Raw genomic sequence first — 26594 nt, 5'->3', positions numbered from 1 at the left:
ACGCAACTCCTCTCCATCCCTGCCGCAGCCTTAATACGATGCCAACGTACGGATCGCTTCCTTCACCTTGTCCGCGTTTAACATGAAAAACTTCTCCGTCGTCGGACTGGAGCCGACCGCCGGCACGTCGGGACCGCACAGCCGCATGATCGGCGCGTCGAGGTCGTATAACAGCTCCTCGGCGATGATCGCGGATACTTCCGCGCCGACGCCGCCGGACTTGTTGTCTTCATGGACGATCAACACCTTGCCGGTCTTCGCCGCCGCCGCGAGAATCGCGTTCTTGTCGAGCGGCTGCAGCGTCCGAAGATCGAGCACGTGCGCGCTGACGCCCTCGGCGGCCAGCTGCTCCGCCGCGGCCAGGGCGAAGTGCACCGTCATGCCGTATGTAATGACCGTTACGTCTTCGCCTTCGCGCTTCACGTCCGCCTTGCCGATCGGCACGACGTAGTCGCCTTCCGGCACCTCGCCGGAGACGGCCAAATAACACTTCTTATGCTCGAAGTACAGCACCGGATCCGGGTCGCGAATCGCCGCCAGCATGAGCCCCTTGGCGTCGTACGGCGTCGACGGCGCGACGATCTTGAGGCCCGGCGTGCCGAAAAACACCGACTCCGGACATTGCGAATGGTACAGCGCCCCGCCGCCGGTCGCGCCGTACGGCGCGCGCACGACGATCGGGCAGTGCCAATCGTTGTTGGAACGGTAGCGGATCTTCGCCGCTTCCGAGATGATCTGGTTCGTCGCCGGGAAGATGAAGTCCGCGAACTGCATCTCGGCGATCGGCCGCATGCCGTGCATCGCCGCGCCGATCGCGACGCCCGCGATCGCCGATTCCGCGAGCGGCGTGTCGAGCACGCGGTCGGGGCCGTAGACGTCGCGCATCCCCTTCGTCGCGTTCAACACGCCGCCCTTGCCGACGTCTTCGCCGAGGACGAACACGCGCGAATCGCGCCCCATCTCCTCGTGCATCGCCGAGCGGATCGCTTCTAGATATTTCATGACCGCCATATCAGCCGATGTCCCCCTCGCTCGCGTGATCGTCGCCGTACACATACAGCAGCGTATCCTCCGGACGCGGGTAAGGCGCCTGCTCGGCGTATTCCGTCGCTTCGCGCAGCTCCGCGTCGATCGTCTCGAGCAGCGCCGCTTCCTTCGCGTCGTCCCACAGGCCTTGCTCGACCAAGTAGGCGCGCATCTTCGGAATGCCGTCCTTCGACTTATGCTCCTCGACTTCTTCCTTCGTCCGGTACAACAGGTCGTTGTCCGACGTGGAGTGCGGCGAGATGCGGTACATCATCGCCTCGATCAGCGTCGGGCCTTCGCCCGCGAGGCCCCGCTCGCGCGCCTGCTTCACGGCCGTATACACCTCGAACGGATCGTTGCCGTCGACCCGGACGCCCGGGAAGCCGTAGCCGATCGCGCGGTCGACGATGCGTCCGGCGACCTGCTGCCGCTCCGGCACCGAGATGGCGTACCGGTTGTTCTCGCACATCAGAATGACGGGCAGCTTATGCACGCCCGCGAAGTTGCAGCCCTCGTGGAAGTCGCCCTGATTGCTCGAGCCTTCCCCGAACGTCACGAACGATACGCTCTCCTCGCCGCGGAGTCTCGCGGCGTACGCCGCGCCGACCGCGTGCGGCACCTGCGTCGTCACCGGGCTGGAGCCGGAGAAGATGCCCAGGCGCTTATGCCCGAAGTGGCCGGCCATCTGCCGGCCGCCGCTGTTCGGATCCTCCGCCTTGAAGAACAGCGCCAGCATCAGCTCGCGCAGCGTCATGCCGACGGACAGCACGAAGCCGTAGTCCCGGTAGTACGGGAAAAACAAGTCCGTGCCGGGCCGCAGCGCGAACGCGGCGGCCACCTGCGCGCACTCTTGCCCGATGCCGGACACGTGGAACGCCACCTTGCCGGCGCGCTGCAGCACCGTCGCCCGCTCGTCGTATTTACGCGCCTTGACCATCAAGGCGTACATCTGTATCGCATCGTCGTCGCTTAAGCCCGCCTGCGCGTGCCTCGACTGCCCTTTCTTCAACTCGTGCTCGTTGATCATCGGGAGCCCTCCTTAAGACCGAGTATTATGACCTGGTCATAATCCCCTTCACATTCATCTTACAACCCTACCGACCGACCGTCAACCGCGAGCGCCGCTTCGCCGAGCGCCTCGGACAGCGTCGGATGCGGATGGATCGCCGCGCCGATCTCCCAAGGCGTCGCTTCGAGCAGCCGCGCGAGCGACGCCTCGCCGATCAATTCTGTCACCTTCGAGCCGATCATATGCACGCCGAGCACGTCGTTCGTCTCGGCGTCGGCGACGACCTTGACGAAGCCTTCCGGCTCGCCGTATACGAGCGCCTTGCCGATCGCGCGGAACGGCATCTTCGCCGCCTTCACCCGACGGCCGGCTTCCTTCGCCTGCCGCTCGGTGAGGCCGATCGACGCGACCTCCGGATGCGAGAAGACGCATCTCGGCACGTACGACGGATCGTAGGGCTTGTCCGCCGCGCCGCACATATGCTCGACGGCGACGATGCCCTGATAGCTCGCCGCATGCGCCATCTGCAGCCCGCCGACGACGTCGCCGATCGCGTAGATGTGCGGCTCGCTCGTCTGCATGAAGCCGTTCACCCGAATCGCCCCGCGCTCGAGCGCCACGTCCGCGCTCTCGAGGCCGATGCCCTCCACGTTCGGCGCGCGGCCGACCGCGACGAGCAGCGTCTCCGCCTCCACGGCGACGCGTTCGCCTGAGCGCTCCGCCTCGACGCGAACCTCGGAGGCGCCGCCGATCTCCCGCTTCTTCAGCGTCTCCGGCAGCACCTTCGCGCCGGTCAGCACCCGAACGCCCCGCTTCGCGAGCGAGGCCGCCATCTCGCGCGACACATCCTCTTCCTCCGTCGGCAGCAGCCGATCCGCCGCCTCCAGCACCGTGACGGCGACGCCGAAGTCGCTCATCATCGACGCCCACTCGACGCCGATGATGCCGCCGCCGACGATCGCGAGCGAGGCCGGCAGCCGTTCCAGCTCCAGCGCCTCGTCGCTCGTCAGGACGAAGCGTCCGTCCGGCTCGAGTCCCGGTATGACGCGAGGCCGGGAGCCCGTCGCCAGAATGAGGCGGTCGTTGACGAGCGTCACCGCCTCCCCGTCCGGCGTCTCCACCGCGATCGTTCCCGTCTGCGGCGAGAAGATGGACGGCCCCATCAGGCGCCCCTTCCCGTACACGACGTCGATCTTATGCTTCTTCATCAGATGCTGCACGCCGCGGTGCAGCTCTTCGACGACGGAGGCCTTGCGCGACTGGACGCGGCCGAAATCGATCGTCGGCGCGGCCGGAACCTCGATGCCGTATTCCGCCCCGCGCCGCACCGTCGCGAGCACCTCCGCGCTGCGCAGCAACGCCTTGCTCGGAATGCAGCCCTTATGCAGGCATGTCCCTCCGAGCCCGGCCTTCTCTACTACCGCTACCGACTTCCCGAGCTGCGCCGCCCGGATCGCCGCCACGTAACCGCCCGGCCCTCCGCCGAGCACTACAATATCGTATGTACGAGTCAATGGACGTTCCTCCGAAACTATACTGTACTAGATTTCCTTACTCTGATTCTATGTAATAACAAGCCGTTCATGAATTTGTCAGACTCTTTCTTATTGTACCCTTTTTGTAGGAAGGGCGGATAGGGTAAAATGAATGAATCACTCGACTTGGCACTTTGAAAGGAACGCTGTCGGCATGCCCACGAAATTTTCCCGATTCATCGCCGTCCTGCTGCTCGTCATTCCGGGCTGGATGGCCACATACGGTTTCTTGCTCATGAAAAACTCGGTGTTCGAATCGTTCGGCCCCGGCACGCTGCCTTGGCTGAAGTTCGCGGCCGGGCTGCTGCTGTTCGCGGCGGGCGTCGCCTTCATCGGCGGGTGGATTTTTTACCGCGACCGCAAGCGCAATTACGTCGCTCCCCGTTTCCGCGAAAAGAAAAAACAGCGCCGCTAGGTGCTGTTTTTTTGTTATTCGTATTTTTACTGAACGACGATCTTCGCCGTCATCTCCGCGTGGCCTTGACCGCACAGAACGATACAGTTAATTTCGTACACTTCGCCCGCTTCGCCGAACGTCACTTCCTGCGACAGCGACGCGCCCTGCAGCTCGATGCCCAGACCGCTGACCGAGATCCCGTGCAGTCCTTGCTTGTTGTTGAGCGCCAGCGTCATCGTGGACCCCGCCTCGACGACGTATTCGTCCTTGTCGAAGTCCCAGTTGCTCGCTACGATCTCTAACGTATTTTCGGCTGCCGCCAATTCTTCCTCGCTCGGCGGCTGCGGAAGCTCGCTAAACAAGATGCCGACGCCGAGCGCGGCCGCTCCGAAAAACAGAACCGCCATAATCCATTTGTACATGTGTCGTCTTCCCCCTCAAACAATATACATCCTATTATTATAAAGACTCGCCCGCTTTTTGGGAGAACCGAACTCCCTCCAAACATGACGAATTTTCGAACGTTTTTCCGCGGGCCGAGACCAAAAGTAACTATATCATACTCGTCCCCGACGTGCAAAAGGGCGGAGGCCCTTGCATAACCGAGCCGCTTTGGCATAAAATAAGAACATACATTCGAGAACATACATTCGCGGTCGTGGGGGAACAGCCAATGGCGAAGCAAGAGCGCGTGCCGATGATCCCGCCGGTCACCGCCGTCGACGAGCTCGGGACGATCAAGGAAGCGTTGATCCTGGGCCTCCTTATGACGGTGTTCGACCGAGACATCAAGGTAATTCAAGACAGCAAATTGAAGACCAAAGGACCGTACGTCGACCTGCTGCAGCGGGCGATGGACGACGTCACGGCGGACCTCGCGAGACTGCGCCGCCGGCTGAAGGAGAAGGGAATCAAGATGACCGAAGAGCGGCGCGACGAAGACGGGGTCGGATGCGTGTATTGGTGCCGCGGATATAAAGCGAGCTTCGAGATGTTATGGCATTTCGCCAAAGCCGAGACCGAAGTTCGCATGCGCAAGTATTTGGGGGAAGACATTCGTAAATACGTGCGGGACGATCTGCCCGATCATCTGCGGCCCGAATGGCTGCTCGCCCCGGTGGCGAGACGGGCTCCCCGCTCACTTGGAACGGGAGCGCCCTCTCGCGAACAGCTGCGCGAAGGCGAGCACGCCCGTCCAGACGAGCGCGGCCGACAACGCGAGGAAAAACCAATCCCCGTTGCCGAGAGCGAAATAGAGCAGCCCGTGCGCCCCGAATAAAACCAAGAACGTCAACACCAAATTCAGCTTGGTAATCCACTGCAGCAGTCCGTTCATGCGGTTGCCCCTCCTCGGGTCTTGTTCAGTACTTGTCGTACCGTTAGTGTTTCCGAAAGGGGATCGCTCGATACCCGCGCGGAAGCGCCCAAGAGGGGAAATTTTCCTGTCTCCGCCATGTTTAAAGCGCCGCATGCCGGACATAATATACTCAGACGGCGACGAGAAAGGTCGTGGTTACGTTGGAGGACGTAAGAAATTCAGCGGAAACGAACAGCCAGGAGGGTTCTCACTCGATATAGAGGGCGAGGGATGTGCTAAAGACGCTTGACGGCTTTAGACGCCATCGGTAGAGATACCGGTACAGCTTTCTCATTGAAGATGTGAAATCAACCAACGGCGCCGTCGGAAGACCCGGGAAACCGGGTCTTTTTATTTTCGACGCTACGTCAGCCAAAACAAAAAAGGAGAGCGAATCCCGCAAGGGGATCCTTCTCCTTCTTCCGTTATGTATGTTCGAAGTCTTTAGCTAACCTTGTGTTCGATGCGCAGCTTATCGGCGACCATCGCGATGAATTCGCTGTTCGTCGGCTTCGCCTTCGAGATGTTGATCGTGTACCCGAACAGATGCGAGATGCTGTCGATGTTGCCTCGCGTCCAAGCGACTTCGATCGCGTGGCGGATGGCCCGCTCGACGCGCGACGGCGTCGTGCGATACTTCTCGGCGATCGCCGGATACAGCGTCTTCGTGACGGCGCTCAGCAGCTCGATGTTGTTGTACACCATCGTGATCGCGTCGCGCAGATACTGATACCCCTTGATATGCGCCGGCACGCCCACCTCGTGAATAATGTTCGTAATGCTCGCGTCCAAGTTCGGCTTGCCTTGCGGCTTCGACGAGAGCAGCGACGGGCGCTTGCGCATTTGCGAAGAGATCGACGACAACGTGCCGCCCGAGCTGCCGCTGCTCACTTGCGGAACCGGACCGGCCGCCAGCTGGCGAATCCGATTGACGAGCACGTCCATGTCGAACGGCTTCAGAATGTAGTACGAAGCGCCGAGCTGCACGGCTTTCTGCGTGATGTTCTCCTGGCCGAACGCGGTCAGCATGACGATCTTCGGCGCCGGATCCAAATTGAGCTCTCTAAGCCGTTCGAGCACCCCGAGACCGTCTAGATGCGGCATAATAATATCCAAAATGAGGACATCGGGCACGATCCCCTTCTCCTCGATCATCTCCATGACTTCTTCCCCGTTGTACGCGACCCCGGCAACAGACAAATCTTCTTGCTCGCTGATGTACTCCGACAACAAATTCGCGAATTCCCGATTGTCGTCCGCCAATAAAACCTCGATCTTATGCAATCCAAATCCTCCTTAGACGTCTTGGCCACAGTTGGAAGCGATCCGCCATATTTTTTGGTCTTTATTGGATTCGACATGAGAGGCTGAATTACTTTTGTCGAAAAAGATTTAATTTTCGACAAAAAAACCCAAGGCCGCTTAGCTCGCCTTAGGATTCGTTTGGTTATTCATTAAGATGTCCGCGTCGCGCAGCATCCACTCGATGAAGCAGCCGTAGCCGCTCGTCGGGTCGTTCACGAACACGTGCGTTACCGCCCCGATCAGCTTGCCGTTCTGGATGATCGGGCTGCCGCTCATCCCCTGCACGATGCCGCCGGTCTTGGCGACGAGCCGCGGATCCGTAATCTTGATGATCATGCCCTTGGTCGCCGGGAACGTCTGTTTCGCCACATGGACGATTTCCACGTCGAACTTCTCGACCTTCTGCCCGTTGACGACGGTGTAGATATGGGCCGGGCCTTCCTTCACCTCGTCGGCGAACGCCACCGGAATCGGCTCCTTCATGCTTGCGTACTCCGGGGCCTCGTACATCTTGCCGAAGATGCCGAAGTCGGTGTTCTTCCGGATGTCGCCGAGCACCTTATCCTCGTCGATCAGCACGGCCCGCTTCTCGCCCGGCTCGCCGTTCTCGCTCTTGTCGATGGACGTCACGTTGGAATGCACGATTTGCCCGCCGCCGACGACGATCGGCGTCTGCGTATCCATGTCGGTGATGACGTGTCCGAGCGCGCCGTACGCTTTCTGATCCGGGGCATAGAACGTCAAAGTGCCGACGCCCGCCGCGGAATCGCGAATGTAGATGCCAAGCCGGTACGCCTTATCGGACGGATCGTACACCGGCGAAATCGACGACTTCAGCTTTTCGCCCGCGCGAAGGACGAGCAGCTCGATCGGTTGATTGGCCTTGCCCGATTGTTGTACGATGTCCGCCACTTTGTTGACGTCGTTCAGCTTCTTCCCGTTCATCTCGAGGATGACGTCGCCGACATTAAGCTTCGCCTCTTCGCCGGGAGACACTTTGCCGCGATCCTCCGTCTGGACCAAGTGGTGGCCGACGACGAGGATGCCCTTCGACTTAATCTTGACGCCGATCGTCTGTCCGCCTGGAATAACCTTCAGATCCGGTACGACGTCGACCTTGACGGTCTTGAACGGGATTTTCCCGAACAGCTTGAGCTGCATCTCCGTCTGTCCCGCTTTGTACGTTTGGAGGGAGATCGGCTCCTCCAGGTTCAGATCGAACGTCGGCTCGGACGAGCCGTTCACCTGAACGATATCGGGGTCCTTCACCGATCCGACCGCATGAACGGGCATACTAAGCGAAAGCTCCTTCCCTTCGCCGGAGAACACGTGCAGCGTCTCAGGGAACGATGCGTAACGCTGGAACGGCGGGGACCATGAAATAAGACATACGAGAAAGACGAGCATAAGTCCGAAAAGTTTTTTCTTGGTGCCGGAAGTCAAACGCCTCACGCTCCTTTTCGTTCTCACGCCTTAGGCACTTTGGCGCGGTCGCCAATAACGTACCTATAAGGTATCCCCGCCCCGCTCGTTTTAAACTCGGAAATGATTCCTGACGGCCTACATCCGCCCGGACTTTCTGCTATCCGCCAACGCGAGCATTTCTTGCGCGTGGCGCATCGTCGTATCGGTCACTTCGACGCCGCCCAGCATGCGCGCCAGCTCCGCCGTCCGTTCGGCGACGCCGAGCGCGTTCACCTCGGTGTACGTCCGCTCGCCCTTCACCTTCTTCTCGATCGCGTAATGCGCGTCGGCCATGCAGGCGACCTGCGGCAGATGCGTGATCGCGAACACTTGCACCTGCCCGGCGAGGCGGGCCATCTTCTCCGCGATCGCCTGCGCGGCGCGGCCGCTGACCCCCGTATCGACCTCGTCGAAAATGAGCGACGGCACCCGGTCGACCGCGGCGAAGATCGACTTCATCGCGAGCATGATGCGCGACAACTCCCCGCCCGAAGCGATCTTGGCGAGTCCGCGGAGCGGCTCGCCCGGATTCGGCGCGATCAGAAATTCGGCCGTGTCCCAGCCGTCCGGCCGGAACGCGCCCTCGTTCGAACGAAGCTCGACCTCGAACCTCGTTTTCTCCATATGTAAGTCCTTCAGATGCTCCATCAGTTTTCCGGACAGCGTCTCGGCGGCTGCGCGGCGCGCTCTGGTCAGCGCCTCGGCCCGCGTCCGCAGCGCCGTCGTAAGCTGGTCGAGGCGAGCGGACAGCTCCGCGATGCGCTCCTCCTGATTGTCGACGTCGTCGAGCTCCTTCTTGATCTTGGCCGCGTACGCCAAGATGTCTTCGGCGGAGTCGCCGTACTTGCGCTTCAGCGAATGCAGCGTCTGCAGACGCTGTTCGATTCGCTCGAGCTTGTCCGGATTAAACTCGATTTTCTCGCGGTAATCGCGAATTTGGAACGCGGCGTCTTCCAGTTGGTAGAACGCCGACTGCATCTGCTCCACGAGCGGCTGCAGCGAGGCCGGATCGTATTTGGAAATATCCGACATCCGCTGCACCGCCCGGGTCACCGAATCGAGCCCGCGTTTGCCGCCGTATAACGCTTCGAAAGCGTCATTGGCCGCGGCAAACAAGCGCTCGCTATTCGCTAGTCTTTGCCTTTCTTCCTGTAACGATTCATCCTCGCCGGGTTTTACCTTCGCCGCATCGATCTCTTCCCATTGGAACCGGTACAAGTCGGCCATCTGCAGCGCTTCCTTCCCTGATCGGCTCACTTGTTCCAGTTGGCGCTTCGTCACGGCGTATTCGTCGTATACGCTGCGATAGGCGGCTTTGGCCGGCGCGATGCCGCCGCCGCCGAACGCGTCCAGCCATTCCAAATGCCGATCGGCCCGGAGCAGCGACTGGTGCTCGTGCTGCCCGTGAATGTTAACGAGCGTCTCGCCGATCGATCGCAGCGCCACGATCGTCACCAGCTGCCCGTTCACCCGAGCGGTGCTCTTCCCCGCCGCGGTCACCTCGCGGCGAACGATGATCGGCTCATCTTCCGGAGCTTCGATCCCGTTGTCCCGCAGGATGTCCCTCGCCGGATGGTTCGCCGGAACGTCAAAAAGAGCTTCGATGGCAGCGACGGCGCATCCATGACGCACAAGGTCGGCCGAAGCTCTTCCTCCGATAGCTAAGCTTAAGGCGTCGATCAAAATCGATTTCCCCGCGCCGGTCTCCCCGGTGAAGACATGAAACCCGGTTCGGAACGATACGCGCACCTCTTCGATGACGGCCAAATGTTTGACGGAAAGCTCAAGGAGCAAATGCGATTCCCCCTTACGAAAGCATGCTTAAGATTTCGTCCACGACGCGTTGGCTCGCTTCGCCGCTGCGACAGATGATCAGCACCGTGTTGTCGCCGCAGATCGTGCCCATCACGTCCGGCCAATCGAGATTGTCGATCAGCTCTCCGATCGTGTTGGCGGTCCCCGGTAAGCTTTTCATGACGACGAGATTGTCGGCGTGATCGATCGAGCCGAAATAATCGATGAGCGCCCGCTTCAACTTCTGCGCAGGGTTGTACTTCTGGTCGGAAGGCAGGGAATACTTGTATCTCCCGTCCGCGAGCGGCACTTTCACGAGCTGCAGCTCCTTGATATCGCGCGACACGGTCGCCTGCGTGACCGTATAACCCGCCGCCCGCAGCGCGTCGACTAGATCGTCTTGCGTCTCGATTTCGCGTCCCGTAATGATTTCCCTGATTTTAATATGCCGCTGCCCCTTCATAACGCTTTCACAACTCCAACTCGAATCGTATTTGATGAACCTGACGCGCCGCGACGTCCACGTACAAGACCCCGGCCGTCTCCTCGTACAACAACGCGTACGACAGCAGCCGCTCCCGAATCGCGCTCCCGACCGTCAAATCGAGCGGTTTGCGCGCTTTGGCGACTTTGACGACGTAGATGCCGTCGCCCTTCTTCGCGAAATAGTCGACGAACATCTGGCTGCCGAGCTCCTTGTCGTCGACGCGCACGGTTATGCTCACCTTCCACTTCCCGTGCGTCACCTCGTATCCATGGTCGGCCAGCAGCTCGGTCACCTCGTCGTTCGGCTTCCGGCTGCCTTCCGCGACCGGCGTCTTCACGTCGGGCGTTCGGTACAGCCAACGCCGGAATAAGACGAAGCCCCATACCGCGAATACGAGCAAGACGAAGATTAGCACTACCACGTCATCGTTCACGACGGCGCACCTCCACCGTAACGTATTCGAGACGCGGCGGCGGTTTCCTGCTTTTTCCTACCTTGCTTCGTTCGTCTCCTTACGCGCGATGCAGCGCCTCGTGCGCCTCGCGCACGACGTCCGCCGCGAGCTTGTCCGCGTCCGACGGCGGTTCGAGCGGTCCTTCGGCGAGCCGCCACAAGGCGAGAAATTCGATGTTGCCCTCGCCCCCCGTAATCGGAGAATACGTCAAGCCTTCCAGGACGTATCCGGCTTCCGCTCCGAAGCGAATCATGCGGAACAGTACGTCGCGGTGAACGGAGGGATCGCGGACGATGCCGTTCTTCCCGACGAGCTCGCGTCCCGCTTCGAACTGCGGCTTAATGAGCGCCGCGAGCAGAGCGCCGGGCATAAGCAGCGGCCGCAGCGGCGGCAGGATGAGGCGCAGCGAGATGAACGATACGTCCGTCGCCGCGAACGTCGCCGGCGGGCCGACGAGGTCGGCGGGCGTCACGTATCGGAAATTCACCCGTTCCATGACGCGCACCCGCTCGTCCTTCCGCAGCGACCAGTCGAGCTGGTTGTAGCCGACGTCGATCGCGTAGACGAACGACGCCCCGTGCCGCAGCGCGCAATCGGTGAAGCCTCCGGTCGAGGCGCCGATGTCGATCATGACCGCCCCCGTCAGGTCCAAGCCGAAGTGGCGAATCGCCTTCTCGAGCTTAAGGCCCCCGCGGCTGACGTACGGATGGAGGTCGCCTTTCACCGTAAACGCGCTGGCGGCCGGCACTTTCATGCCCGCTTTCTCGATGCGTTCCCCGTCCAAAAACACAAGGCCGGCCATAACGGCGGCCTTGGCTTTCTCGCGGCTGTCGAACAAGCCGCGCTCGACGAGCAGCACGTCGATGCGTTCCTTGGCGTTCGGGCTCGTCTTCTCGCGCGGACCGTCTTTCGGGCGATCGGGAACGGGTCCCGGGTTATTCGATTCTGTCATAGGTTCATATCCCCAGCTTCTCTCGTCCGTTACTTGTTCGTGCCGGTCATGAGCGGCTTCGCCGCGTAGGTCGCCTGAACGCCGGCGCGCATCGTCCGCACCGTCTCCGCGAGCCGGTCGGACGTGAGACCGACCTCGGCGCGCTGCTCCTGAATCGAGCCGTGCTCGATGAACGCGTCCGGCACTCCCATGACGCGAATCGGCACGTCGTATACGCCGTGCCCGGACATCCATTCGAGCACCGCCCCGCCGAAGCCGCCGGCGGCGGCGCCCTCCTCGATCGTGACGATCGGCAGGCGTTCGTCCGCCAGGGCGGACAGCATCGCCGCATCGAGCGGCTTCAAGAAGCGGGCGTTCACGACCCGCAGCGATACGCCTTCGGCGGCGAGCTTCTCTGCGGTCTCCAGCGCAAGCTGCACCATCGGACCGACGGCCAGAACGACGGCGTCGCCGCCGTCCCGCACCGTCTCCCAGCGGCCGATCGGCAGCGCGCGCAGCTCGTCGTTCCACGGCGCGCCCGTGCCTTGAATGCGCGGGTAGCGGACCGCGATCGGGCCGCCGTCGTACTGAACGGCCGTATACAGCATGTGTCGGAGCTCGTTCTCGTCCATCGGCATCATGATCGTCATATTCGGCACATGGCGCAAATACGCGATATCGTATACCCCGTGATGCGTCTCCCCGTCCGGACCGACGAAGCCCGCCCGGTCGATCGCGAACACGACGTTCAGATTTTGCCGCGCGATATCGTGCACGACCTGGTCGTACGCGCGCTGCAGGAACGTCGAATATACCGCGAACACCGGTTTCATGCCTTCCATCGCCATCGCCGCGCACATCGTGGCGGCATGCTGCTCAGCGATGCCGACGTCGATCATTCGGTTCGGGAATTTCTCCGCGAACTTGATCAGTCCCGAGCCGCTCGGCATCGCCGGCGTGACGGCGACGATGCGTTCGTCCCGCTCCGCGAGCTCGATCAGCGTTTTGCCGAACACTTCGGTATACATCGGCGGACCGGCCGACTTCACGACTTGGCCCGACTCGATCTTGTATGCGCCGAGGCCATGCCACGTATGCGAGTCGGCCTCGGCCGGCGCGTAGCCCTTGCCCTTCGTCGTTACGACGTGCACGAGCACCGGGCCCTCGACCTTCTCCGCTTGGCGGAACGTCTCGAGCAGCGAGGACAGGTTATGTCCGTCGATCGGCCCGAAATACGTATAGCCGAGCTCCTCGAACAACACGCCGGAGACGACCAAATATTTCAAGCTGTCTTTGACCTTCTCCGCCCAAGCGGCGAGCGTGCCGCCGATCGCGGGAACCTTCTTGAGCAGCGATTCGACTTCTTCCTTCGTCTTTATGTACGTCTTGTCGGAGCGTACCTTGCATAAGTAGTTGTGCAGCGCGCCGACGTTCGGCGCGATCGACATCTCGTTGTCGTTCAGCACGACGGTCAAGTTCTTCTTCTCGTGCCCGATATGATTGAGCGCCTCGAACGCCATGCCGCCGGTCAGCGCCCCGTCTCCGATCAGCGCGACGACCTTATTTTTCTTCCCTTGCAAATCCCGCGCGGCCGCCATGCCCATCGCAGCCGAAAGAGAGGTGGAGCTGTGCCCCGCCTCCCATACGTCGTGCTCCGATTCGGAGCGTTTGACGAAGCCGCATAAGCCTTTGTATTTTCGCAGCGTCGGGAAGCGGTCTTTGCGCCCCGTGAGCAGCTTATGAACATACGCTTGATGCCCGACGTCGAAGATCAGCTTGTCGTTCGGGCTGTCGAACAAGTAATGAAGCGCTAACGTCAACTCTACGACGCCTAGGTTCGGAGCGAGATGCCCCCCGGTCGACGACAACGTCGTAATGAGAAATTCTCTGATTTCCTGCGCCAGCTGTTCGAGCTGGGCGAGGTCGAGCGATTTCAGATCGCTAGGCTGAGTGATTCGATCGAGCAGCACGCTTGTTTCCCCGCTTTCCGTTTGTTTTCTTCTTGCCGCCCCAGATGCGTATGCCAAACCGGCGCTCCAGCAGGAAAAAAAATCTGCCGATCCACAGTACGATCGGTATCGAATAATGAATCGCGAACGACTTGCCTACGGCCTTTCCCCCGACCGTCAGGGCGGAGACGATCGCCGAGAAGACGACCGTGACCGCGGCGGTCAGAAGCCCGTCGCCTTCCGACGAGCTGACGATCATCTTCCCGACGACGAGCGCGGAGGCCGTACCGCTGATAATGCCGCAGATGTCGCCGACGACGTCGTTGCAAAAATTCGAAAACCGGTCCGCGTTGCGTACGATAAAGATCGATTGCTTCGCGCCCGGCACTTTCTCGGCGGCCATCGCGTGGAACGGGCGCTCGTTCGCGGAAGCGGAGGCGATGCCCATCATATCGAATCCTATGCCGACGAGGACGATAAACAGTACGATGACCACGCCCGCGGCCCAGACGACGCCTTGCAGCATCGCTGTGGATACGACGGAAAACACGCTGGCCAATATAAACGTAATTATAGAAATAAAAATACTCCATCGCATGGAGTGCTTCCAAATGGATTTCATTCTCGTTTCTTACGGTCCTCTCTTCGGGAATGGGAGGAGTGGCGGCTTCTCGAGTAAATGCTGTGGCTTAGGTCCAGTAGGTTTTCCCAGACGATCACCCCCCGTCGCCGGCAGGGCGGTTCCCCTTTAAGACCGTCTTGACGCCGTCGCCGGCCGTCAGACTGGATTACCACTTAGTCCACACTATAATCCCCAAGAAGCCCCATAGATATGAACAGTCTAGGAGTTTTCCTCGGGCAGCGCAAGAACCGCTTCTTAGCCTCTTTTGCAGACCAGATTTCATATAGCGTGGGCAATTACGGCCGACCTTGGCCGAGGTCGATCGCGCCTATATCTATACTCCCTGCTGGCCCACTCAAGGCAGGCTACGCTGCACCGCCCCCGCGTATCTCTGATAAGCGATAAAGGATCACTTCAAAATCACGCAGGAACGAATGACAGGTTCATACCCCGAGCCATGGCCGATTCTCTCGATCGTCGGCAAGACGACAAGCTCGCGCCACGCACTTGGGCCTCCGCGGAAGCAGGGTCAACGCCCGCATGCCATTGCGGATCGCCCCGCAACCTTAACTCCCACCACCAGCCCCCGACTGGGCGTCGAAAGCCGGCACCAGGAACTTCATCGATGTGCCCTTCGGCGAATTTTTAGGCTCGCCCTCAAAGCGGTAGGCCGACTAGAATACTGCGCCACTCCGTATTCCTTCCGCCATTATACCACATCGGGAAAAGGCTGCTCAATGGAAGCGGGATTGATTCCCCTTCTTCCGAAAGAACGGAACGCCCCCCGGCCGTCGCCGGAGGGCGTTCCTAGCAATCTAATATTCTCGCGTAATTAAATAATCCGCCATCTGAAGCAGCCGCTCGGGCGCCGGCAGCGCGCCGCCGGAGACGGCCGACTTGCCGGCGGCCGTCAGCTCTTCGACCTTCGCCTTGCTCGCCGCGAGGCCGACGAGATACGGATACGTCACCTTGCCTTGCGCGACGTCGCTCTGCGTGCTCTTCCCGAGCTTCGATGCATCGCCTACGAGATCCAGGATGTCGTCTTGGATCTGGAAGGCGAGGCCGATCGATCGACCGTAGACGGCGAGCGACTCGAGCTGCTCTTCGTTCGCGCCGGCGACGATGGCTCCGGCGCGGAGAGAGGCAACGACGAGGTCGCTCGTCTTATGCAGATGGATGTACTCGAGCTGCGCGAGCGTCGTCTCTCCTTGCTCGCCGAGCATATCCGCGGCTTGTCCGCCGACCATGCCGGGCGCGCCGGCGTACGCCGCCAGCTCCTTCACGATGCGAAGCGCGGCGGACGCCGACACGCGCGGGAACCGATCCGGCATCGTCGCGAGCACGTGGAACGCGTGCGTGAGCAGCGCGTCGCCCGCGAGGATGGCCATCGCCTCCCCGAATACCTTGTGGTTCGTCGGGCGGCCGCGGCGGAAGTCGTCGTCGTCCATCGCGGGCAGATCGTCGTGGATGAGCGAATACGTATGGATCAGCTCCACCGCGCAGGCGGCCGGAAGCGCTTCTTCCGGATCGCCGCCGGCCGCCTCGGCGGCGGCGAGCGCGAACGCCGGACGCAGCCGCTTCCCGCCCGCGAGCAGCGAATACGCCATCGACTCGCGCAGCGGCGCGGGCACGTCCCACGCCTCGGGCACGATCGTGCCGAGCTCGTCCGCGACGCGGCCGGCGACATAAGCCAGGTAGGCTTCGATCGATTCGCTTCTTGCGTTATTCAACGGGATCCCCCTTGTCGAGCGCGGCGCCGAACGGCTTCTTCACCGTCTGTCCGTCCTCTTCGAGCAGCATCTCGATTTTTCGTTCGACGGTTTCGAGCTTCTGGCTGCAGATGCGGGACAGCCGCATGCCTTCCTGGAAGAGCTCGATCGCTTCCTCGAGCGGCACGTCGCCGCTCTCGAGCTTCGCGACGATGGTTTCCAGCTTCTCCATCGCTTCTTCGAAGCCGATCGTTGGTTCAGTCACTGCTTGTTTCCCCCTTCATCGACCATACGGTGCAGTCGAGCTCGCCGTCCGCGAGCCGCACGCGGACCATGTCGCCGAGCTGCACGTCTCCCACCGTTTTGACCAGGCGCTTGTTCTCGTCGTAGACCAGGCTGTAGCCCCGCTGCATCACCTTCAGCGGACTAAGCGCGTCGAGGCGCTTCGCGTGCATGTCGAACGCGTGGCCGCGATCGCGAATGATCGCGTTCATCCGCTGCAGCAGCTTCAGCTTCGCGACGTCGAGCCCCTTGGCGGCATGGCGCGCCGCTTCCCTCGGGCTGACCGATGAGAGACGCCGATCGAGCCGAACGAACCGATCGCCCGCGGTTCGCAGCGCCGTCTTCGCGTGATATTGCAGCGCGGCCGTATGCCGGTCGAGCCGTTCCGTCTGCTGCATCATCAGCTGCCGCTTCGGATTCGTCAGGAACGGCGAACGGCGAAGCCGCAGGAGCGCCTCGCGGCGCGACTGCACCGCGCCTTGCAACGCCCCCGTCATCCGTCTGCGCAGATGCCCGATCGTGTCGCGCAGCTCGAGGCGGCTGGGCACGGCGAGCTCCGCGGCGGCCGTCGGCGTCGCCGCGCGAAGATCCGCGACGAAGTCGGCGATCGTCGTATCCGTCTCGTGGCCGACCGCCGAGATGATCGGGATGCTAGAGGCCGCGATCGCCCGGGCGACCGCCTCTTCGTTGAACGCCCACAGCTCTTCGAGCGAGCCGCCGCCGCGGCCGACGATGAGCACGTCGACCTCGCGGCGTTCGTTCATGGCGCGTATCGCCTTCACGATCGAAGGCGCCGCCGCCTCGCCTTGCACCGAAACCGGATACAGCAAAACCGGCACCGCCGGGTTCCGCCGCTGCAGCGTGATGATAATGTCGCGCACGGCCGCCCCCGTCGGCGACGTAATGACGCCGATCGCCGTCGGGAACGTCGGAATCGGCTTCTTCCGCGCCGCGGAGAACAACCCCTCTTCATCCAGCTTCTTCTTCAGCTGTTCGAAGGCGAGATACAGGCTGCCGATGCCGTCCGGCTGCATGCCGTTCACGTACATTTGGTACTGCCCGTCCCGTTCGTACACCGACACGCTGCCGTTCGCCACGACCCGCGCGCCTTCCTTCGGCGCGAACGGCAGGCGGGACGCTTGACCGGCGAACATCACGCACTTGATGCGGCTGTCCTTATCTTTCAAAGTAAAATATAAGTGCCCGCTCGAATGCCTCGTGAAGTTCGAAATTTCGCCGCGCACCCATACGTTCTGCAGCACGGCGTCGGCATCCATCTTCATTTTGATATATCTCGTTATATCCCGAACCGAAAAGACTTTCTGGTTTTGCCCTTGACTCACCGCGACGACTCCAACGTCTTCCGGGCCGCTTCGACCGTGTTTTTCATGAGCATCGCGATCGTCATCCGGCCGACGCCGCCCGGTACGGGCGTAATCGCGGACGCGATTTCCTTCACCGCCTCGAAGTCGACGTCGCCGGCCAACTTCCCGTCCGGCAGTCGGTTGACGCCGACGTCGATAACGACCGCGCCCGGCTTCACATATTCCGGCGTAACGAAGTTCGGCCGGCCGATCGCCGCGACGATGACGTCCGCTTCTCGCGTTACTTCCTGCAGGTTCGCCGTCTTCGAGTGGCACACCGTCACGGTCGCGTTCTCTCGGATGAGCAGCGCCGCCATCGGCTTGCCGACGATGTTGCTCCGGCCGATGACCGCGACGCGCTTGCCGTCTACGGAAATCCCCGCCGAGCGCATCATCTCGATGACGCCCGCCGGCGTGCACGGCACGAAGCCTTCGTCGCCGATCAGCAGGTTGCCGACGCTGATCGGGTGGAAGCCGTCGACGTCCTTCTCCGCCGAAATCGCGCCGATGACCGCCTTGTCGTCGATGTGCCCCGGCAGCGGCTTCTGCACCAAGATGCCGTGAATTTCGGAGCTTTCGTTCAGCGCGCGAATGAGGTCGATCAGCTTGTCCTGCGAGGTATCCGAGTCCAGGCGGTGCACGACGGAATGGATGCCGAGATCCGCGCAAGCCTTTTCCTTATTTCGCACGTATACCTGCGAAGCCGGGTCTTCGCCCACCAGCACGACCGCGAGTCCCGGACGCGCGCCGGACTCGATCAGCGAGTCGATTTCCTTATGTAATCTTGCCATCAATTCGTTCGCGATTTTTTTCCCGTCGAGAATCAATGCCGTCATGGATGGTAACGCCTCCGTTTTTCGCCCGTTATTTACGCGTTCGCTTTCGCCTTCAACTCGTCCACTTGCTTAACCATCTTCCCCAGCACGCCGTTGACGAATTTGCCCGATTCGTCCGTACCGAAGTGCTTCGCGACCTCGATCGCTTCGTTGACCGCCACCTTCGGGGGAACGTCGTCGGCGTAAATCATCTCGAACACCGCGAGACGTAGCACCTCCCGGTCGACCCGCGACAAGCGGTCAACCTGATAGCCTTGCAGGAACTCCGTCAGCATCCCGTCGATTTCCGGGATGAGCGGCACCAGCTTGTCCAACAATCCCCGAACGTACGCAAGCAACGCGTCCGCGTCGCTGACGTCCGTGCCGGACTCGTTGTCGTTCAGCGCCTCTTCCATCGCGGCTTGCAGCGCCTCGTGCGCCGGCACTCGATTCATCTCCATTTGATACAAACATTGCACCGCTACGACGCGCGCGGACCTTCGCTTCATCGATAAACTCCTCCTAACGAAAAAATCCCACAGTCATGGGATTCATCGATACCATCTGTCTGTGAACCACCGGGCGATGGCGTTTCTATCCACCCATTTTTCCCGATTGTCCGATTTTAAACCAAGCGTATACCCCGTAAACCCGATCAATGCGAAGGCCAGCATATCCCAGAAGCCCCAAATCAAATACACGAACCCGAGCAGCACGCCCGCCGCGGCTCCGACGATTCTCCCGACGCGCCCCGCGAGGGCCCACTCCAGAATCGAATCCGCGAGTTTCTTCCACATCGGCGTCACCTACTCCACTCGAGCTTTGAACGTTTGGGATTGCACGACGTTGGCGACGTACACCGTCACCGTAGCGACCGGAATGCCGGTAATGTCCTCGACATGCTCCTTCACGCCGCGCTGCATCTCCTCCGTCAGCTGTTGAATCGAGGATTCCCCGTCGACGACCGAGCGGAGCTGGATATCGAGGCCGCTGTCGTCGACGCGCACGCGCGCGCGCAAATCCTTCACGCCACGAACGCGATTCGCCGCCTTCAGGGCGAGATTTTCCACCGTCTCGAGCGAGATGCGAATATCGCCGAATTCGGTGCGCTGATCGATGGAGCCGCTCCGCTCGCGGCTCTTGCGCAGCGACACGAACAGAAATCGGATCGACAGCAGAAATAATGCGGCGCATACGGCGATCGCGGCATATTTGGCCGGACCCGTCATATATATGGCATCGACGAACGATTCGGCGAACGCCGGAGCCACCCATTCCATCGAGACGATCAGCCCGATCCCCGAAAAGATCAATATGGCCACGCTGTACAGAAATAAAAACAATTTGTCCGCGACTCTGCCCATGACTGCAGCTCCTTCCACTGGTACGTCCTTGCCGTATGCCGATTCCCGCCGCTTGCGCAGGGCTACGACGAGGAAACCCCCGAACGGCGACGCCCGGGGGATTTCGGTATGTCCATTCGTTCCGCGCGACCCGCCGCGCTCGTTACTTCACGCGGGTCGTGATCGGGCCTTCTTCTTCTTCGATCCGTTCTTGACCCTTGAACATGACGTCGTGAATATGAACGTTCACTTCGACGACGTTCAGTCCGGTCATCGATTGGATCGCGTGCTTGACGTTCGCCTGGATGGCGGACGCGACTTCCGGTATGCGTCGACCGTACTCGATGACGATGGATACGTCCACCGCCGCTTCGCGTTGGCCGACTTCGACTTTCACGCCTTTAGACAGGTTTTTCCGACCGAGGAGCTCGGCCACGCCGCTGGCGAATCCGCCGCTCATGCCGGTGACGCCGTCCACTTCGATCGTTGCGAGGCCTGCGATAATTTCAATGACCTCCGGAGCGATCTGTATGTTCCCCATCTCGGTCTTCGTGAATTCCGGGGCAATCGTGTTCATTATCGATCATCCTCCCCTTGTCTTATAATTAAATACTATACCACCCGTCCAAAATTATGACAAACCTTGGAGAATCGGGCGAATCGGCATAGTTCGATCGCTATACGTCGTGTTCTTCCAGGAACTTGATGTCGAAATCGCCGCGTCGGAACGTCGGGTGATCCATCAGCCTCATGTGGAACGGAATCGTCGTATGCACCCCGTCGACCGCGAACTCCCCGAGCGCGCGCTTCATGCGGGCGATCGCTTCCTCCCGCGTCGGCGCCCAAACGATCAGCTTCGCGATCATAGAGTCGTAATGCGGCGGAATGACGTACCCCGGATAAGCGGCGCTGTCGACGCGCACGCCTACGCCGCCGGGCGGCAGGTAGAAATTAATGCGTCCCGCGGACGGCATGAAGTTCTTCGCCGGATCTTCCGCGTTGACGCGGCATTCGATGGAGTGGCCGTTGATGACGACGTCGGATTGACGAATGCTGAGCGGATGTCCCTCCGCTACGGAAATCATCTCTTTAATGATATCGACGCCGGTCACCATCTCGGTGACCGGATGCTCGACCTGAATGCGCGTATTCATCTCCATGAAATAAAACTGTTCGTCGGGACCGAGCAAGAACTCCAACGTTCCGGCTCCCGAATAATCGACGGCGCGCGCCGCGCGGACGGCCGCGTCGCCCATGCGGCGGCGCACCTCCGGCGACAGCACCGGACAAGGCGCCTCTTCGACGAGCTTCTGACGCCGGCGCTGCACGGAGCAGTCTCGCTCGCCGAGGTGCACGACGTTGCCGTGCTTGTCCGCGACGATTTGAATTTCTACATGCTTCATGCCGGTAAGGAACTTCTCCAGATAGACTCCGGCGTTGCCGAACGCCTTCTGAGCTTCCTGCTGCGCGGCGATGATGCCTTGGATCAGATCTTCTTCCGATGCCGCTATGCGGATGCCCTTCCCGCCGCCGCCGGCCGTCGCCTTAATGATGACCGGGTAGCCGATGTCGCGGGCGATCGCGACCGCGTCGTCGATCGTCTCGACGAGACCGACCGAGCCCGGAATGACCGGCACGCCGGCGTCGCGCATCGTCTGCTTCGCCACGGACTTGTCCCCCATGCGGGAGATCGCGTCCGGGGACGGGCCGATGAAGACGACGTTGCAGCGTTCGCAAATTTCGGCGAAGTCCGCGTTCTCCGCGAGGAAGCCGTACCCCGGATGGATGGCGTCCGCGCCGGTCAACGTGGCGACGCTCATGATGTTCGTTAAATTCAAATAACTGTCTTTGGACGATACCGGACCGATGCAATACGCCTCGTCCGCGAGTCGAACGTGCAGCGCCTCGCGATCCGCCTCGGAATACACCGCGACCGTGGAGATGCCCAGCTCTCTGCAAGCGCGAATGATGCGGACTGCGATTTCGCCTCGGTTCGCGACCAGCACTTTGTGAAACTTCATGCGTATTTTCCTCCCGTTGTCGCTCTTACCGTTTCACCAAGAAGAGCGGCTGGCCGTACTCGACGAGCTGGCCGTTCTCCGCCAGCACTTCGACGATCTGGCCGCTCACTTCCGCTTCGATTTCGTTCATCAGCTTCATCGCTTCGACGATGCACACGATCGTCTTCTCTTTGACCGCGTCGCCCGCCTTGACGAACGGCTGCGCGTCCGGGGACGGGGCGGCGTAGAACGTGCCGACCATCGGAGAGACGATCGGGTGCAGATCGGCGTTCCGCTCTTCTTGCGCCGGGGCAGGAGCCGCAGGCGCCTGCGGAGCGGCGGGGGCCGGAGCCGCCGGTACGAACGCGTGCTGCGCCGATACGGCCGCCGTCGGGTGCGACGTCACGTGAACCGCAGGAGCTTCGGGCTTCTTGATGCTGATTTTGCCGTTCTCGTTTTCGATCTCGAGATGTTGTATGGAAGTGCTGTCCACCAATCGAATAAGTTCTTTGATTTCGTTAAGTTTATACATCGTCTTGCATTCATCTCCTCAAGCGAATGAGTCTGCGCCGTCGCGAGCGGCTTGCCAACCCTCAAAAGCGACGTTGTAATTATACCCTTAAAAGAAGTAAATGGAAAGAGCCCAGTTTCCCCGGGCTCCCTCCGTTTTTTTACGCCGCGCGGTCGACGAAGCCTGATCGTTAGTTGTACAGCTTGACGGTGATTTGATGAATCGCGATGCTCAGGTCTTTCATCGCCTCGGTGACGATCGATACCGCTTCGCTCTTTTCGAGCTGGGCAGCGGAGACGTGAACCGTAAAGTGCTGCTTCTGATCGTCGTACATGACCGCTACGTTCTCGTAGTCGCCGAGCAGCTTCTCTTCGAAAGCGATCAGCTTCGCTTCCAAATCCATCAGGGCGCTGTGCTTATTGATCGCTTCCGTGATTTGCTGCTCGGACGCTTCTTCGTTCGTCATCGCCGCCGTCAGCGCTTCGATCTGTCTGGAGAAGTCGGAATCGCGCTCGATTTGCATCGCCGTAATCGCGTCCGCGCTCGATCGGTTCGACACTTGCTCGAGCACTTGCTCGTCCGTGATCGTCTCTTCGGCTTCGGCGGTCGCGCCTTCCGGCGTCGCCGGATCCGCGGCTTCCGCGACGCCGTCCGTCGCGCCTTCCGCCGCCCCTTCGGCCGCGCCTTCCGCCGTCGCGTCCTCTTCGAGCGCGGCGATGTCGTCGATCGTCACGCCCGGCTGCGCCGCCGTCGGATCCATCATGCCGACGCCTTCGACGATAATTTCGTTCTGCGCCGTTTGCTCCGTGGGCACCGGAATTTGATCCGCTTCGTCGGTGAACAAGTAATACGCGGACAGGACGACCATCAACCCCAGCATCGATACGAGCCACACCGTTTGTCTTCTTGTATTCATTCTTGTTTCCTCCTTGTGCTTTTCTGAATTGGTTTTTGGAATATGTGGACGCCGGTTCGGCGCGGTTACCTCTTGCTAGGCGCTACAGAAATCTTATGGGACGGCACGCCGAGCCCTCGTTCGACCGCTTCGATCATCATCTTCTTCACCGTCAAGTTTTCGGCGCCTTCGGCGACGACGAACACGCCGCGGATCGTCGGCCGGATCGTCTTGCGCACGAGCGGCACGCTGTCGCCGGATTCCGTATATAACACGATTTCTCCGGTTCGGGACGTCTGCGTAATGTGTCGATTGGCGCCGTTCGGGTCCCGCTCGTTCGTCTCCTGGGCCGACTCGGTCACGTTCCGCTCGGCCACGACCTCCTCGGTCGATTCGATCGTTACGAGTACGTTCACTTCGCCGACGCCGACGATTTTTTGCAAAATCTCCTTCAGCTCGTCCTCGTAGCTCGCTTCGTACGCCGCGAACTTCGAGTCCTTCGCCGCGCCGGTTCCGAAGGCGGGAACTTCGCCGCCGGGCGGCGCGCCGTTCGTCGCGGTCTCGGGAATCCCGCCGCCGTCGTAAGGAGGCTGCACGTCCTCCACCGTCAGGAACGAATTCAGAATCATGAAGACGCCGCCGACGCCCGCCACGATCAGGAGCCATCGGAACGTGTTCGTGCGGCTCGCGCCTCCCGGACCGCCGCCGAACCGCTCTTCGAACGCCTTCCACCATTTCGCCATTCGCATCACCTCCTTCGCCGGACGCATCCGTTCTCATTCCACTTTGACTTTCGAGACCGGGACGGCCCACGCTTCCGCGACCGATTTCGCGATCGCCTTGCGTTCGGCCGCCGAGACCGGCGCGGGCGCCGAGGCGTCCGCCGCGGCTCCTTCCGTCCGCGTCTCGCCGATGCGAACCGGCTCGACGAAGACAGGCTCGACGACCACCGGCTCGATGTTTATCCCGCCGGACGGCTCCGGCGCGGGCTCTGCCGCTCCGCCGCCCCCTTCGACTTCCGCCGACGCCGCCGCGGCGGCCGCGAGCGACGCTCCGACGCGGATTCGAATGCTCTTCACGGTCGGCAAGCCGTCGCCGTCGATGTCCACCGCGGCCTCGACGCTCGCTTCCGCTTCGTGCTTCGACCGCACATGCTCTTCGACCATCGCTTCGATCCGGTTTTCGAGCATGTCGATCGACCGTTCGCTCTGCGCTCTCGCGATCGCTTCCCCCTCGGAGAGCAGCTCGCCCAATGCCGGCATCGAGGAACCGCCGGACGAACCGGAAGAGCCGATCGGCGCCGGCGCCGCCGTCCCGGCGACGGACCAGCCGCCGACGGACGCGGCGAGCATCCGCACGTTCGCGTTCGAACCGAGCAGCTGCAGCACCGGCGATAGAATCGTCATGAGGATGAACAGCGAGACGACGAGCTTGACGTACCGCTGCATCGTTCGGTTCGGCAGCAATAGATCGATGAACGTCGCCAGCAGCACCACCAGAACGATCTGTTTCAGCCAGCCGGTCAACGCCTCCATCATCGCGGATCGCCTCCTCGTTCGCGTTCATCGCATCATTACGGTCACGTTCCCCGCGGCGATAATGATCGTAATCGCGAGAAAAAACATGAGGCTCACCGTCGCGAGCGCCGCGAACACGAAGATCATGCTCTTCCCGATCGTCTGCAGGCAGCCGATGACCGGACTGTCGCCGAGCGGCTGCAGCAGCGCGGCCGCCAGGTTATAGATAAAGGCGAGCGCCAGAATCTTCAGCGCCGGGAACGCGGCGATCAGGACGATGATGACGACGCCCGCGAGGCCGATCGCGTTCTTCATGAGGAGCGAAGCGCTGAGCACCGTATCCGTCGTCTCCGAGAACATGCGCCCGACCACCGGGACGAAGTTGCCCGCCACGTACTTCGCCGTCTTGAGCGTCACCCCGTCCGCGACGCCGCCCGTGGCGCCCTGTACCGAGATGACGCCGAGGAACACCGTGAGCGATATCGTCAGCGTCCCGATCGCGATGTTGCGGAGCAGCGTAGCAAGCTGCGTCACCTTGTACTTGTCGGTCAGCGTCGAAACAATATGTAAAACGGCGGAGAAAAACAATAACGGAAAGATAAAGAAGAAAACCAGGTTCCCCACCGTATGAATCATGAACACGATAAGCGGGTGCATGATCGACACCGTCGCGACGTTGCCCATCGACGCCAGCATCGTCAGCACGAGCGGCATCATCGCGGTCATGAAGTGTATCATGCCGGAGATGGCGTCCTTCGCGAATTGAATCGCGATGTGGAAGCTGTTGATCGCGATGACGACGATGACGAGATACGAGATGGCGTAAGCGACCTTGCTCACCGTCGTCTTCTCGAACGCCGTCTGCAGCGTCTCCAGCACGATGCTGAACACGGTCAGGATGACGATCATCGCCAGCAGCTTCCCGTTGACGACGACCTCGTGCAGCAGAAACTGGAGCAGTCCGCTCGCCGCGTTCGCCAGAGAAAACCCGTCGCCGCCCGGCATAAGCGCTTCCTGGAACGACGGGTTCCCGTTCGGGAACCATCCGCCGTATTGGCGCATGAGCGTGTCCCAATAATGCTCTACTTCGTCCGTACGGACGATCTCCGATTGGGCGTCGACCCAATCCTGGACCGCGCCGGCGTCGTCTGCGCCCGGAGCTGCGGTTGCCGACACGTCCACCCCTCCTCAACCTTTCGACGAACATCCGCCTCGATTTATGCGGGCATCAGCTTCATGACGGTCTCGACGATCACCGAGATGATCGGGATGGCGAGCACCATGATGAGCACCTTGCCGGCGAGCTCGATCTTCGATGCGATCGCTTCCTGCCCGGCGTCCCGAACGACTTGCGCTCCGAATTCCGCGATATACGCAATGCCGATGATTTTCAAGATCGTTTGGAAAAACACCATATTCACGTTCGATTGATCGGCCAGCCGTTCGAGCATCGCGATGATTTCGGAGATTTTCCCGATCAACGCCAGGAAAATGACGATGCCCGCGAAGGCGGCGAGCAGGAAGGCGACCGGCGCCTTTTGCTCCTTGACGATCAGGACGAGCACGGTGGCGACCAGACCGAAGCCGACGACTTGGATCATATCCACGGCGCCACCGCCTATTGAAACAAAAAGATCGTTTTAATTTCTTGAAACAGCTGATCCAGTTTGCGTATCACCATAAACAGCACCACGACGAAGCCGATTAACGTCACCCAGTGCGCGTAATCCTCTTTCCCCATTTGCTTCAACACCGTATGAATCATGGCGACGATGATGCCGACGGCGGCGATCTGAAATATGGCATTGACATCCTCGTTCATCCTGGC

At 61.0% G+C, this 26594-nt stretch carries 30 protein-coding genes; 2 read left to right on the top strand and 28 right to left on the bottom strand.

Annotation, left to right across the window (positions count from 1 at the left end):
• Window positions 1-30: 30 nt before the first annotated feature.
• Genes FE782_RS06510 through lpdA form a run of 3 tightly spaced genes read right to left on the bottom strand, consistent with a single transcriptional unit; the run spans window position 31 to window position 3549 of the window.
• Window positions 31-1011, bottom strand: a complete 981-nt coding sequence (locus tag FE782_RS06510; RefSeq protein WP_138193258.1) for an alpha-ketoacid dehydrogenase subunit beta — start codon at window positions 1009-1011, stop codon at window positions 31-33.
• A gap of 1 nt (window position 1012) precedes the next feature.
• Window positions 1013-2053 (bottom strand): thiamine pyrophosphate-dependent dehydrogenase E1 component subunit alpha, encoded by a 1041-nt coding sequence (locus FE782_RS06505; RefSeq protein WP_202914486.1) that lies wholly within the window; start codon window positions 2051-2053, stop codon window positions 1013-1015.
• A gap of 59 nt (window positions 2054-2112) precedes the next feature.
• Window positions 2113-3549, bottom strand: a complete 1437-nt coding sequence (lpdA, locus tag FE782_RS06500) for a dihydrolipoyl dehydrogenase (RefSeq protein ID WP_138193257.1) — start codon at window positions 3547-3549, stop codon at window positions 2113-2115.
• 175 nt (window positions 3550-3724) lie between these two features.
• Here lpdA and FE782_RS06495 point away from each other — a divergent pair, with 175 nt between their 5' ends.
• Window positions 3725-3985 (top strand): DUF2627 domain-containing protein, encoded by a 261-nt coding sequence (locus FE782_RS06495; RefSeq protein WP_138193256.1) that lies wholly within the window; start codon window positions 3725-3727, stop codon window positions 3983-3985.
• A gap of 26 nt (window positions 3986-4011) precedes the next feature.
• Here the strand turns inward: FE782_RS06495 and FE782_RS06490 are convergent, their stop codons facing one another.
• Window positions 4012-4389, bottom strand: coding sequence for a cupredoxin domain-containing protein (locus tag FE782_RS06490; RefSeq protein WP_138193255.1), 378 nt, complete (start codon window positions 4387-4389; stop codon window positions 4012-4014).
• Between the two features lie 251 nt (window positions 4390-4640).
• Here FE782_RS06490 and FE782_RS06485 point away from each other — a divergent pair, with 251 nt between their 5' ends.
• Window positions 4641-5246 (top strand): YhjD family protein, encoded by a 606-nt coding sequence (locus tag FE782_RS06485; protein ID WP_138193254.1) that lies wholly within the window; start codon window positions 4641-4643, stop codon window positions 5244-5246.
• 522 nt (window positions 5247-5768) lie between these two features.
• On the opposite strand, the gene spo0A is transcribed toward FE782_RS06485, so the two are convergent.
• From spo0A to spoIIIAC, 24 genes are all read right to left on the bottom strand, one after another.
• Window positions 5769-6608: a sporulation transcription factor Spo0A gene (gene spo0A, locus FE782_RS06480; RefSeq protein ID WP_138193253.1), complete on the bottom strand. Its 840-nt coding sequence runs from the start codon at window positions 6606-6608 to the stop codon at window positions 5769-5771.
• A gap of 138 nt (window positions 6609-6746) precedes the next feature.
• The gene (spoIVB, locus tag FE782_RS06475) at window positions 6747-8072 is read right to left on the bottom strand and encodes a SpoIVB peptidase (protein ID WP_202914485.1); all 1326 of its coding nucleotides are present in this window, start codon (window positions 8070-8072) and stop codon (window positions 6747-6749) included.
• A gap of 117 nt (window positions 8073-8189) precedes the next feature.
• Window positions 8190-9887, bottom strand: coding sequence for a DNA repair protein RecN (gene recN, locus FE782_RS06470; protein WP_138193251.1), 1698 nt, complete (start codon window positions 9885-9887; stop codon window positions 8190-8192).
• A gap of 13 nt (window positions 9888-9900) precedes the next feature.
• Complete coding sequence (gene ahrC / locus FE782_RS06465; RefSeq protein ID WP_138193250.1) at window positions 9901-10350, bottom strand: transcriptional regulator AhrC/ArgR; 450 nt, start codon at window positions 10348-10350, stop codon at window positions 9901-9903.
• A gap of 7 nt (window positions 10351-10357) precedes the next feature.
• The gene (locus FE782_RS06460; RefSeq protein WP_138193249.1) at window positions 10358-10807 is read right to left on the bottom strand and encodes a hypothetical protein; all 450 of its coding nucleotides are present in this window, start codon (window positions 10805-10807) and stop codon (window positions 10358-10360) included.
• 79 nt (window positions 10808-10886) lie between these two features.
• A complete protein-coding gene (locus tag FE782_RS06455; protein WP_138193248.1) occupies window positions 10887-11780 on the bottom strand; it encodes a TlyA family RNA methyltransferase in 894 nt (297 codons plus the stop codon).
• A 29-nt stretch (window positions 11781-11809) separates the two neighbouring features.
• The gene (gene dxs, locus FE782_RS06450; protein WP_138193247.1) at window positions 11810-13729 is read right to left on the bottom strand and encodes a 1-deoxy-D-xylulose-5-phosphate synthase; all 1920 of its coding nucleotides are present in this window, start codon (window positions 13727-13729) and stop codon (window positions 11810-11812) included.
• Window positions 13701-14306: a hypothetical protein gene (locus FE782_RS06445; protein WP_338016884.1), complete on the bottom strand. Its 606-nt coding sequence runs from the start codon at window positions 14304-14306 to the stop codon at window positions 13701-13703. The genes dxs and FE782_RS06445 overlap by 29 nt, the downstream gene beginning before the upstream one ends.
• Before the next feature lie 839 nt (window positions 14307-15145).
• Window positions 15146-16060, bottom strand: coding sequence for a polyprenyl synthetase family protein (locus FE782_RS06440; RefSeq protein ID WP_138193245.1), 915 nt, complete (start codon window positions 16058-16060; stop codon window positions 15146-15148).
• Complete coding sequence (gene xseB, locus FE782_RS06435) at window positions 16053-16271, bottom strand: exodeoxyribonuclease VII small subunit (protein ID WP_138193507.1); 219 nt, start codon at window positions 16269-16271, stop codon at window positions 16053-16055. Before xseB ends, FE782_RS06440 begins: the two co-directional genes overlap by 8 nt.
• Before the next feature lie 25 nt (window positions 16272-16296).
• On the bottom strand, window positions 16297-17664 hold the full coding sequence (gene xseA, locus FE782_RS06430) for an exodeoxyribonuclease VII large subunit (protein WP_138193244.1): 1368 nt from the start codon (window positions 17662-17664) through the stop codon (window positions 16297-16299).
• Entirely contained in the window at window positions 17661-18521 is an 861-nt protein-coding gene (folD, locus tag FE782_RS06425) for a bifunctional methylenetetrahydrofolate dehydrogenase/methenyltetrahydrofolate cyclohydrolase FolD (RefSeq protein WP_138193243.1), read from the bottom strand. The genes xseA and folD overlap by 4 nt, the downstream gene beginning before the upstream one ends.
• 32 nt (window positions 18522-18553) lie before the next feature.
• Window positions 18554-19009, bottom strand: coding sequence for a transcription antitermination factor NusB (gene nusB / locus FE782_RS06420; protein ID WP_138193242.1), 456 nt, complete (start codon window positions 19007-19009; stop codon window positions 18554-18556).
• 42 nt (window positions 19010-19051) lie between these two features.
• On the bottom strand, window positions 19052-19297 hold the full coding sequence (locus tag FE782_RS06415; RefSeq protein WP_138193241.1) for a DUF2273 domain-containing protein: 246 nt from the start codon (window positions 19295-19297) through the stop codon (window positions 19052-19054).
• Window positions 19298-19306: 9 nt separating this feature from the next.
• Window positions 19307-19864 (bottom strand): alkaline shock response membrane anchor protein AmaP, encoded by a 558-nt coding sequence (amaP, locus tag FE782_RS06410; protein ID WP_138193240.1) that lies wholly within the window; start codon window positions 19862-19864, stop codon window positions 19307-19309.
• 142 nt (window positions 19865-20006) lie between these two features.
• Window positions 20007-20420 carry an Asp23/Gls24 family envelope stress response protein gene (locus FE782_RS06405; protein WP_138193239.1) on the bottom strand — a complete coding sequence of 138 codons (414 nt, stop codon included), beginning with the start codon at window positions 20418-20420 and terminating at the stop codon, window positions 20007-20009.
• Between the two features lie 100 nt (window positions 20421-20520).
• A complete protein-coding gene (accC, locus tag FE782_RS06400; protein ID WP_138193238.1) occupies window positions 20521-21864 on the bottom strand; it encodes an acetyl-CoA carboxylase biotin carboxylase subunit in 1344 nt (447 codons plus the stop codon).
• 25 nt (window positions 21865-21889) lie between these two features.
• Complete coding sequence (accB, locus tag FE782_RS06395) at window positions 21890-22375, bottom strand: acetyl-CoA carboxylase biotin carboxyl carrier protein (RefSeq protein ID WP_138193237.1); 486 nt, start codon at window positions 22373-22375, stop codon at window positions 21890-21892.
• A gap of 169 nt (window positions 22376-22544) precedes the next feature.
• The gene (locus FE782_RS06390) at window positions 22545-23270 is read right to left on the bottom strand and encodes a SpoIIIAH-like family protein (RefSeq protein WP_138193236.1); all 726 of its coding nucleotides are present in this window, start codon (window positions 23268-23270) and stop codon (window positions 22545-22547) included.
• Window positions 23271-23335: 65 nt separating this feature from the next.
• The gene (spoIIIAG, locus tag FE782_RS06385; protein WP_138193235.1) at window positions 23336-23992 is read right to left on the bottom strand and encodes a stage III sporulation protein AG; all 657 of its coding nucleotides are present in this window, start codon (window positions 23990-23992) and stop codon (window positions 23336-23338) included.
• Window positions 23993-24025: 33 nt separating this feature from the next.
• Window positions 24026-24787 (bottom strand): stage III sporulation protein AF, encoded by a 762-nt coding sequence (gene spoIIIAF, locus FE782_RS06380; protein WP_138193234.1) that lies wholly within the window; start codon window positions 24785-24787, stop codon window positions 24026-24028.
• A gap of 24 nt (window positions 24788-24811) precedes the next feature.
• Window positions 24812-25942, bottom strand: a complete 1131-nt coding sequence (spoIIIAE, locus tag FE782_RS06375) for a stage III sporulation protein AE (RefSeq protein ID WP_338016883.1) — start codon at window positions 25940-25942, stop codon at window positions 24812-24814.
• 41 nt (window positions 25943-25983) lie between these two features.
• Window positions 25984-26373: a stage III sporulation protein AD gene (gene spoIIIAD / locus FE782_RS06370; RefSeq protein WP_138193232.1), complete on the bottom strand. Its 390-nt coding sequence runs from the start codon at window positions 26371-26373 to the stop codon at window positions 25984-25986.
• Window positions 26374-26384: 11 nt separating this feature from the next.
• Complete coding sequence (spoIIIAC, locus tag FE782_RS06365; protein ID WP_138193231.1) at window positions 26385-26588, bottom strand: stage III sporulation protein AC; 204 nt, start codon at window positions 26586-26588, stop codon at window positions 26385-26387.
• Between the last annotated feature and the right edge of the window lie 6 nt (window positions 26589-26594).

The sequence above is a fragment of the Paenibacillus antri genome, assembly GCF_005765165.1.
Lineage (GTDB): Bacteria > Bacillota > Bacilli > Paenibacillales > YIM-B00363 > Paenibacillus_AE > Paenibacillus_AE antri.
Note: the sequence above shows the minus strand (reverse complement) of the source record. Positions and strands in the feature narration are given on the sequence as shown.

Bases quoted from the DNA above. Each gene is read 5' to 3' on its own strand.
- FE782_RS06510 (WP_138193258.1), bottom strand. From the start codon at position 1,011: ATGGCGGTCATGAAATATCTAGAAGCGATCCGCTCGGCGATGCACGAG.
- FE782_RS06505 (WP_202914486.1), bottom strand. From the start codon at position 2,053: ATGATCAACGAGCACGAGTTGAAGAAAGGGCAGTCGAGGCACGCGCAG.
- FE782_RS06495 (WP_138193256.1), top strand. From the start codon at position 3,725: ATGCCCACGAAATTTTCCCGATTCATCGCCGTCCTGCTGCTCGTCATT.
- FE782_RS06490 (WP_138193255.1), bottom strand. From the start codon at position 4,389: ATGTACAAATGGATTATGGCGGTTCTGTTTTTCGGAGCGGCCGCGCTC.
- FE782_RS06485 (WP_138193254.1), top strand. From the start codon at position 4,641: ATGGCGAAGCAAGAGCGCGTGCCGATGATCCCGCCGGTCACCGCCGTC.
- ahrC (WP_138193250.1), bottom strand. From the start codon at position 10,350: ATGAAGGGGCAGCGGCATATTAAAATCAGGGAAATCATTACGGGACGC.
- FE782_RS06455 (WP_138193248.1), bottom strand. From the start codon at position 11,780: ATGACAGAATCGAATAACCCGGGACCCGTTCCCGATCGCCCGAAAGAC.
- FE782_RS06445 (WP_338016884.1), bottom strand. From the start codon at position 14,306: ATGCGATGGAGTATTTTTATTTCTATAATTACGTTTATATTGGCCAGC.
- xseB (WP_138193507.1), bottom strand. From the start codon at position 16,271: ATGGAGAAGCTGGAAACCATCGTCGCGAAGCTCGAGAGCGGCGACGTG.
- folD (WP_138193243.1), bottom strand. From the start codon at position 18,521: ATGACGGCATTGATTCTCGACGGGAAAAAAATCGCGAACGAATTGATG.
- nusB (WP_138193242.1), bottom strand. From the start codon at position 19,009: ATGAAGCGAAGGTCCGCGCGCGTCGTAGCGGTGCAATGTTTGTATCAA.
- FE782_RS06415 (WP_138193241.1), bottom strand. From the start codon at position 19,297: ATGTGGAAGAAACTCGCGGATTCGATTCTGGAGTGGGCCCTCGCGGGG.
- amaP (WP_138193240.1), bottom strand. From the start codon at position 19,864: ATGGGCAGAGTCGCGGACAAATTGTTTTTATTTCTGTACAGCGTGGCC.
- FE782_RS06405 (WP_138193239.1), bottom strand. From the start codon at position 20,420: ATGAACACGATTGCCCCGGAATTCACGAAGACCGAGATGGGGAACATA.
- accC (WP_138193238.1), bottom strand. From the start codon at position 21,864: ATGAAGTTTCACAAAGTGCTGGTCGCGAACCGAGGCGAAATCGCAGTC.
- accB (WP_138193237.1), bottom strand. From the start codon at position 22,375: ATGTATAAACTTAACGAAATCAAAGAACTTATTCGATTGGTGGACAGC.
- FE782_RS06390 (WP_138193236.1), bottom strand. From the start codon at position 23,270: ATGAATACAAGAAGACAAACGGTGTGGCTCGTATCGATGCTGGGGTTG.
- spoIIIAG (WP_138193235.1), bottom strand. From the start codon at position 23,992: ATGGCGAAATGGTGGAAGGCGTTCGAAGAGCGGTTCGGCGGCGGTCCG.
- spoIIIAF (WP_138193234.1), bottom strand. From the start codon at position 24,787: ATGATGGAGGCGTTGACCGGCTGGCTGAAACAGATCGTTCTGGTGGTG.
- spoIIIAC (WP_138193231.1), bottom strand. From the start codon at position 26,588: ATGAACGAGGATGTCAATGCCATATTTCAGATCGCCGCCGTCGGCATC.